Origin of the sequence: Vibrio sp. TRT 2004 (assembly GCF_050113735.1) — a bacterium.
GTDB lineage: Bacteria > Pseudomonadota > Gammaproteobacteria > Enterobacterales > Vibrionaceae > Vibrio.
Window position 1 is genome coordinate 40,991 of record NZ_JBNJOH010000033.1, and the last position, 8,253, is coordinate 49,243.

Below are 8,253 nucleotides of genomic sequence, written 5' to 3' on the forward strand. Positions count from 1 at the left end.
CACAATTCTTAATCAATACACAACTACAACCGAAGCTTTATTCGCAAATAATCCCTGTTTTATATTGATAACAGTCAAAAGCTGGTTAGCTTTTCATCGAATCCATTTTGTTTAGCTTCAAACGCAAGAAAGCCTCCCAAAGGAGGCTTTCGTCACTTACCAATTAACCAGAGGTTATTATGGAAGTTTTACATCAGATAGGTCTTCGTTAGCACCGATTGCTTTCATTTCGCCAGCAACGATTTCAGCTAGAGGACCAAGGATAACTTGAAGGTTGTTCTCACCTAGTTTCACAACACCCTTAGCACCAAGCTTCTTAAGTACAACTTCGTCAGCTACAGAGCGGTCTTTTAGAGTAAGACGTAGACGAGTGATACAAGCGTCAATTGAAGTTAGGTTGTCATGACCACCTAGAGCTTTCAGGTACTGACGTGCTAGGTCGCCGTTTTTAGCATCGCCTGCTGGAGCAGCTGACGCTTCTTCGTCGTCATCTTCACGACCTGGAGATTTCAGGTTGAATGCGCGGATAGCGAACGTGAAAGTGAAGAAGTATAGAGCACCGAAGCCTAGACCGATTAGCAGTAGAGTGAACGGTTTAGTTGCTAGACCCCAGTTCAGTACGAAGTCGATTAGACCAGCAGAGAAACCAAAGCCGTGTAGCGTACCAAACATGTTAGCAACAACTAGAGATAGACCAGTGAATACAGCGTGCATTGCGTATAGAGCTGGAGCTAGGAACACGAACATGAATTCTAGCGGCTCTGTGATACCAGTTAGGAATGAACAGAAACCTACTGAGAATAGTGCACCACCAACTTGGCTACGTTTTTCAGCTGGAGCTGCGAAGTACATAGCTAGAGCCGCACCTGGTAGACCGAACATCATTACAGGGAAGAAGCCGTTCATGAATACGCCAGCAGCTTTGTCGCCACCGAAGTAACGGTGTAGGTCACCAGACTTAACTGTTTCAGTTACTTCTTTAACAGTTGCAGTGATTTCTGGAGTTACAGCGTTAGCAAATTCAAATGTGTGAGTTTGACCAGCAACAAGAGTCTTAGCTAGAGCTGGGTCAACACAAAGCTGTTGTAGTGCAGGTAGAGCCTGACCAGCAGCTTGAGCACCAGTAACTAGAACTTCTTGACACGTACCCATACCGAACCAGAAGTATGAGTTAAGAACGTGGTGAAGACCTACAGGGATTAGCGCACGGTTAAGAGTACCGTAAACGAACTGACCAATTGCGCCAGAAGTCGAAACTGCGTGTGCAAGAGCGTCAAGACCACTTTGAATGCTTGGCCATACAACACCTGCGATTGCACCTGCAACTAGAGCGAATAGACCTGCCATGATAGGGACTAGACGTTTACCAGAGAAGAATGCCAACCACTCAGGAAGACGGGTTGCATGGAAAGCGTTGTATGAGTGACCCGCAATAATACCGCCGATGATACCACCGAAGAATGACATGTTGATGTCAGCATTAATTGTTGTTGCTGTTGCTGTTAGCACGAAGTATGCAACGGCACCAGCTAGGCCAGCAGCGCCTTGACCATCTTTAGATAGACCAATTGCGATACCAAGACCAAATAGAAGTGGTAATTGACTGAAGATTGCTCCACCCGCTTGCGCCATGAATGGAATATCTAGTAGGTCGCCTTGACCTAAACGTAGTAAGAGCGCCGCAACTGGAAGCGTTGCGATAGGAAGCATAAGAGCTTTACCTAACTTTTGCGCATATCCAAGAATATTCACCTTAAGTTCCCCCTATAGGATTTTGTTTTTGGCTGAGCTACTTTTTTTAGTCGCTCAATTTAGTCCTGCTCAGTTTATGACATTAATTTTGCTCCGCAAATTAAAACCTCATCATTTGTGATCATAATCACCAGAAACAGCCAATATCCAAGGTTTTTGCTAGCGAGATCATAAAACTTATTTTACAATCCAAAAAAATAGCATTCATTACCCGATATTCGCGGTATTCTTACATTATAGATAAGAGCTACGATTACTGTTATATAAGGCACCGCCTACATTTATCGAGCCAATATGACACGTATGTTCCACCAGCATCGACCACGGTGACTGACGTGATTTAGAAGACCCAATTGTCCGTTTGCTAAAGATATTTTGCGATCTAATTGAAGCGTACGAATAAAGTGCCACCTTGTGACGAGAAGGGCTCAATTAGTCACCTAAAAGTATTAAGAATCTAACCTATAAGGATTAGCTAACTATGTATGCGCTAACTAACTGTAAAATCTATACTGGCAGCGATGTGCTCGTTGACCATGCTGTCATCATTAACAACGATGTTATTGATTCAGTATGCCCTGTATCTGAACTTCCTCAAGGTATCGAAACTCGCGACCTAAATGGTGCTAATGTCAGCCCAGGCTTTATTGATCTACAGTTAAACGGCTGCGGCGGTGTGATGCTCAATGACGAAATCACTGCTGAAACAATGCAAATCATGCATCAAGCTAACCTAAAGTCAGGCTGTACAAGCTTCCTCCCGACTCTTATCACCTCTTCTGACGAAGATATGCGTCAAGCGGTTGCAGCAGCGCGTGAATACCACGCAAAATACCAAAACCAGTCTCTAGGTCTTCATCTTGAAGGACCGTACCTTAACGTCATGAAGAAAGGGATTCATAGCGTCGACTACATTCGCCCTTCAGATAACAATATGATTGACTTCATGTGTGACAACGCAGATGTCATTGCAAAAGTCACGTTAGCACCGGAACACAACGACTTGGCTCATATCGAGCGCCTTAAACAAGCAGGTATTGTTGTGTCTATCGGTCATACCAATGCGACGTATGCTGAAGCACGACGTGGGTTTGAGGCTGGTATTACCTTCGCAACACACCTATTCAACGCGATGACACCTATGGTTGGTCGTGAACCAGGTGTCGTCGGTGCCATTTACGACACGCCAGATGTCTATGCAGGTATCATTGCTGATGGGTTCCATGTCGACTATGCAAACATTCGAATCGCTCACAAAATTAAGGGCGAAAAATTAGTATTAGTGACCGATGCCACAGCTCCTGCAGGCGCTGACATGGATTACTTTATTTTTGTTGGTAAGAAAGTATATTACCGAGATGGTAAGTGTGTTGATGAAAATGGCACACTAGGCGGCTCAGCACTCACTATGATTGAAGCAGTACAAAATACTGTTGAGCACGTCGGTATCGCTCTGGACGAAGCACTGCGTATGGCTACTCTGTATCCTGCAAAAGCAATCGGTATGGCAGACAAACTTGGCCTTGTGAAAAAAGGTATGATTGCCAACCTGACTGTTTTTGACCGTGACTTCAACGTCCAAGCGACGGTTGTTAACGGACAATACGAGCAAAATTAAGAATGAATGGCGGACAAATAGGTAACGTAGATTTAGTAAAACAGCTAAATAGTGCAGCAGTTTATAGACTGATTGACCAGCAGGGCCCTATTTCTAGGATCCAAGTTGCAGACGTCAGTCAACTGGCTCCTGCCAGTGTTACAAAAATTACCCGCCAACTCCTCGAGCGCGGCCTAATCAAAGAGGTCGCGCAACAAGCTTCTACCGGTGGACGTCGCGCGATATCACTCACAACAGAAGTAGAGCCATTTCACTCTGTCGCGATTCGTCTAGGGCGAGATTACATTCAGTTCAGCCTTTATGATTTAGGTGCCAAAGAGCTTGCTTCAGACTACAACGAATTCTTCTACACCACCGAGGAAGAGTTGGTTGAAGGTTTGCTGTCTCACTTAAAGACTTTTATTCAAACCCATCAAACAAGCATCAATCAATTGATCGCTATTGGCGTCATTCTACCGGGTCTGGTGAATCCAGAAACCGGTGTTGTTGAATACATGCCAAACATCACTATTGATAACCTTGCACTATCGGATGTGATTGAAAAGACTTTCCATGTCCAATGCTTTGTCGGCAACGACGTGCGTGGTATGGCATTGGCAGAACATTACTTTGGTGCGAGTAAAGATTGTCAGGATTCAATCTTAGTCAGTGTTCACCGAGGAACCGGTGCAGGTATCATCGTTAATGGTCAGGTATTCCTTGGCTATAATCGCAACGTAGGTGAGATTGGTCACATCCAGATCGACCCACTGGGCGAGCAATGCCAATGTGGTAATTTTGGCTGTCTTGAAACGGTTGCAGCTAACCCTGCCATCGTTGAGCGCGTAAACAAGCTGATTAAACAAGGCTATGAGTCCAGTCTGACTGCGCTTGAAACTATCCGTATATCTGATGTCTGCGAACACGCCAACCTAGGTGATGAGTTAGCAAAACAGAGTCTGGTTCGCGTGGGTAATCAACTTGGTAAAGCAATTGCAATTACCATTAACTTATTCAACCCACAAAAAGTCGTTATCGCGGGTGATATCACTCAGTGTGAAGAGATCGTCTTCCCAGCCATCCGCCGTAATGTCGAAAATCAATCTTTGACCACATTCCATAGCGGATTACCGATTGTAGCCTCTCAAATCGACAAGAAACCGACCTTAGGTGCGTTTGCTATGGTTAAGCGTGCCATGTTAAATGGCGTTTTGTTACAAAAATTGTTAGAAGATTAATCTTCTGCACCAGTAAGCAACTAATTGAGTTAGAATAACGGGCTACGAATATGTAGCCCGTTTTTTTAGGACGAAATCGCAACTATATGGAACTCATTTTAATTTCAGCCGCTTTCCTAGCTGGCTTTATTGCGCTCAAATGTAACCTACCTCCACTGGTCGGTTTTTTGTTAGCAGGCTTTGCTTTACATGCATTTGGCTATCAATCTAATGAAACCATCATCACTTTGGCCGATTTAGGAGTCACGCTACTTCTGTTTACCATTGGCTTAAAGCTCGATATTAAAACCCTACTCTCCAAAGAAATATGGGCAGGGGCAACGGTTCATAACCTACTCTCTACTGCCCTCTTCAGCGTTGTTCTGTTCTGCTTTAAGTTTCTTGGCGTAAGTTCATTAGCAGCAATGTCAATGGACCAACTGCTGCTACTTGGCTTTGCGCTCTCTTTCTCAAGTACCGTATTTGCAGTGAAATCGCTGCAAGAGAAAGGGGAAATGAACGCGACCTACGGTACCATCGCCATTGGTATCTTAGTCATGCAGGATATTTTTGCTGTTGTCTTCTTAACTGCATCAACGGGTAAACTCCCCGAGTGGTATGCTATTGGTCTATTCGCGTTACCACTTCTCAGACCTCTGTTTTACAAGATGCTTGACTGGGTAGGCCATGGTGAGATGTTGGTTCTACTTGGAATCTTCTTTGCACTCGTCGCAGGTGCGGGGTTATTCGAGTTGGTTGGAATGAAGCCAGATTTAGGCGCACTGATCCTCGGAATGCTGCTTGCTGGGCATAAAAAAGCGTCAGAGCTATCTAAATCGCTTTTCAACCTCAAAGAGCTGTTCTTAGTCTGTTTCTTCCTCAATATTGGCCTGTCAGCTCAACCAACGCTATCAGGCCTTGCGTTGGCGTTACTCTTCTTGATGCTACTGCCTCTCAAGGGCATCCTCTATTTTCTGGTACTTAACGGCTTTAAGTTCCGTGTCCGTACGTCTCTATTGGCATCATTAAGCCTATTCAACTTCAGTGAATTCGGCCTTATTGTTGGGGGACTGGCGTATAAAATGGGTTGGATGAGCAGTGACATTCTGGTTGCCTTGGCGATATCTGTATCAATTTCATTTGTCTTATCCGCCCCTATCAACCGTCACGGTCATGCATTGTATCAACGCTCTGGTCGTTGGTTGCGCGAGCACGCAGCAGAAACGCTAAACACACGTGACCAGTTAATCAACCCTGGACACGCTCAAGTACTTATCCTCGGCATGGGTCGAATTGGTACAGGTGCTTACGATGAACTGCGTAAACGTTATGGAAAAATCAGTTTAGGTATTGAAGTACGTGAAGACGCTGCACACGTTCATAAAAGCCATGGTCGAAACGTTATTGCAGGCGATGCGACCGACCCGGACTTCTGGGAGCGCATCTTAGACACCGCAAATGTTAAGCTGGTGCTATTAGCTATGCCGCACCACCAAGGTAATCAAATCGCGCTCGAACAGTTAAAGCGCCGTAACTTCCAAGGTCAAATTGCTGCGATTGCAGAGTATCCCGATCAGTTGGACGCACTCATTCAAGATGGTGTCGATGCGGCATTCAATATCTACAATGAGGCAGGCAGCGGTTTTGCCCGCCATGTTTGTGAACAATTACAACCTTCGTTCTCGAAGCATAAATAAAACTTAGGCAGCAATTTCGCTGCCTTTTTTATGCCCAGCGAACAAAAAACGACCTTTAGTGAAAATTATTCACCAAAAACATACTTTAATTAAACACCATCTAACACAATGGCTTTTTATTGATTTTTTTTATCATTGAAGGTTGATTTTTTTAATCAGAATGGCAAATTGAACTTAACAGATTAAATAAAATTTAAAGGGAAGTTGTATGTGTTCAATTTTTGGTATTTTAGACATCAAAAGTGATGCAGAAGCGCTACGTCCAGTCGCGTTGGAAATGTCTAAAAAGCTTCGCCATCGTGGCCCAGACTGGTCTGGTATCTACTCATCACCAAAAGCCATTCTTGCGCATGAGCGCCTTGCAATCGTAGGTCTAAACAGTGGTGCGCAACCTCTATACAGTCCAGACAAGAAACACATCCTTGCGGTTAACGGCGAAATCTACAACCACAAAGAGATCCGCGCTCGTTATGAAGGCAAGTACGACTTCCAAACAGACTCAGACTGTGAAGTGATCTTAGCCCTGTACCAAGATATGGGTGCTGATTTACTTGAAGAACTGAACGGTATCTTTGCGTTCGTACTGTACGATGAAGAGAAAGATCAATACCTGATTGGTCGTGACCACATCGGTATCATTCCTCTTTACCAGGGCTACGACGAGCATGGTAACTACTATGTCGCTTCAGAAATGAAAGCATTAGTGCCTGTATGTAAAACCGTGAGTGAATTTCCTCCAGGCAGTTACTACAGCAGCACAGACTCTGAGCCACAACGTTACTACATTCGTGACTGGAATGAGTACGCGGCCGTTCAAGGTAACAGCAGCAGCAAAGAAGAACTAAAAGAAGCGTTGGAAGCCGCGGTTAAACGCCAACTGATGACCGACGTTCCTTACGGTGTTCTACTCTCTGGTGGCCTCGATTCATCAATCACTTCAGCGGTCGCGAAGCGCTTTGCGGCTATGCGTATCGAAGATGATGAGAAATCAGAAGCATGGTGGCCTCAACTACACTCATTTGCGGTTGGCTTAGAAGGCGCACCAGATCTTAAAGCTGCACGTGAAGTGGCTGAAAAAATCGGTACCGTTCACCACGAAATGACTTACACCATTCAAGAAGGTCTAGATGCCATTCGTGACGTGATTTACCATATCGAGACATACGACGTAACGACGATTCGTGCATCGACACCAATGTTCTTGATGGGACGTAAGATCAAAGCGATGGGCATCAAGATGGTGCTATCAGGTGAAGGCGCGGATGAAATCTTTGGTGGCTACCTCTACTTCCACAAAGCACCAAACGCTCAAGAGTTCCACGAAGAGACAGTACGTAAACTGCTTGCACTTAATATGTTTGACTGTGCTCGTGCCAACAAGTCTCTTGCGGCTTGGGGTGTCGAAGGCCGTGTACCTTTCCTAGACAAAGAGTTCATTGATGTCGCAATGCGTCTCAACCCAGCAGACAAGATGTGCGGCAATGGTAAGATGGAAAAACATATCCTGCGTGAGTGTTTCGAACATTACCTACCAGACTCAATCGCATGGCGTCAGAAAGAGCAGTTCTCAGATGGCGTTGGCTACAGCTGGATTGACACACTAAAAGAAGTGGCTGAAGCGAAAATCACAGACCAACAAATGGAAACGGCGTCTTACCGCTTCCCATACAACACACCAACAACTAAAGAAGGCTACGTATACCGTGAGATCTTTGAAGAGTTGTTCCCTCTGCCATCAGCAGCAGAATGTGTTCCTGGCGGTCCATCGGTAGCCTGTTCTTCAGCGAAAGCGATTGAATGGGATGAGTCATTCAAAAATATGGCTGACCCTTCAGGACGTGCGGTTAAGAGCGTACATAACGACGCTTACTAAGCCAGCAGCAACTGATTCAAAGGCACCTATTTAGGTGTCTTTTTTTATTTTCAGCCCTAAACCACCTACTTCAGTAGGTGGTTATCATTCAGTGAGGCTTTGCCTGTAGTTCTACCC

Annotated in this window: 5 protein-coding genes; 4 read left to right on the forward strand and 1 reads right to left on the reverse strand. The window is 45.0% G+C overall.

Annotated features, from left to right (window positions below; all coding sequences use genetic code 11):
* Positions 1-177: 177 nt before the first annotated feature.
* Positions 178-1,752 (reverse strand): N-acetylglucosamine-specific PTS transporter subunit IIBC, encoded by a 1,575-nt coding sequence (gene nagE / locus ACQEXR_RS13800; RefSeq protein ID WP_426952385.1) that lies wholly within the window; start codon positions 1,750-1,752, stop codon positions 178-180.
* A gap of 481 nt (positions 1,753-2,233) precedes the next feature.
* Here nagE and nagA point away from each other — a divergent pair, with 481 nt between their 5' ends.
* From nagA to asnB, 4 genes are all read left to right on the forward strand, one after another.
* The gene (nagA, locus tag ACQEXR_RS13805; protein WP_427020554.1) at positions 2,234-3,370 is read left to right on the forward strand and encodes an N-acetylglucosamine-6-phosphate deacetylase; all 1,137 of its coding nucleotides are present in this window, start codon (positions 2,234-2,236) and stop codon (positions 3,368-3,370) included.
* A 2-nt stretch (positions 3,371-3,372) separates the two neighbouring features.
* On the forward strand, positions 3,373-4,587 hold the full coding sequence (gene nagC / locus ACQEXR_RS13810; RefSeq protein WP_138971774.1) for a DNA-binding transcriptional regulator NagC: 1,215 nt from the start codon (positions 3,373-3,375) through the stop codon (positions 4,585-4,587).
* An 86-nt stretch (positions 4,588-4,673) separates the two neighbouring features.
* Positions 4,674-6,263 carry a cation:proton antiporter gene (locus ACQEXR_RS13815; RefSeq protein WP_426952380.1) on the forward strand — a complete coding sequence of 530 codons (1,590 nt, stop codon included), beginning with the start codon at positions 4,674-4,676 and terminating at the stop codon, positions 6,261-6,263.
* Positions 6,264-6,471: 208 nt separating this feature from the next.
* Positions 6,472-8,136 (forward strand): asparagine synthase B, encoded by a 1,665-nt coding sequence (asnB, locus tag ACQEXR_RS13820; protein ID WP_269378188.1) that lies wholly within the window; start codon positions 6,472-6,474, stop codon positions 8,134-8,136.
* The last annotated feature ends 117 nt before the right edge of the window (positions 8,137-8,253 follow it).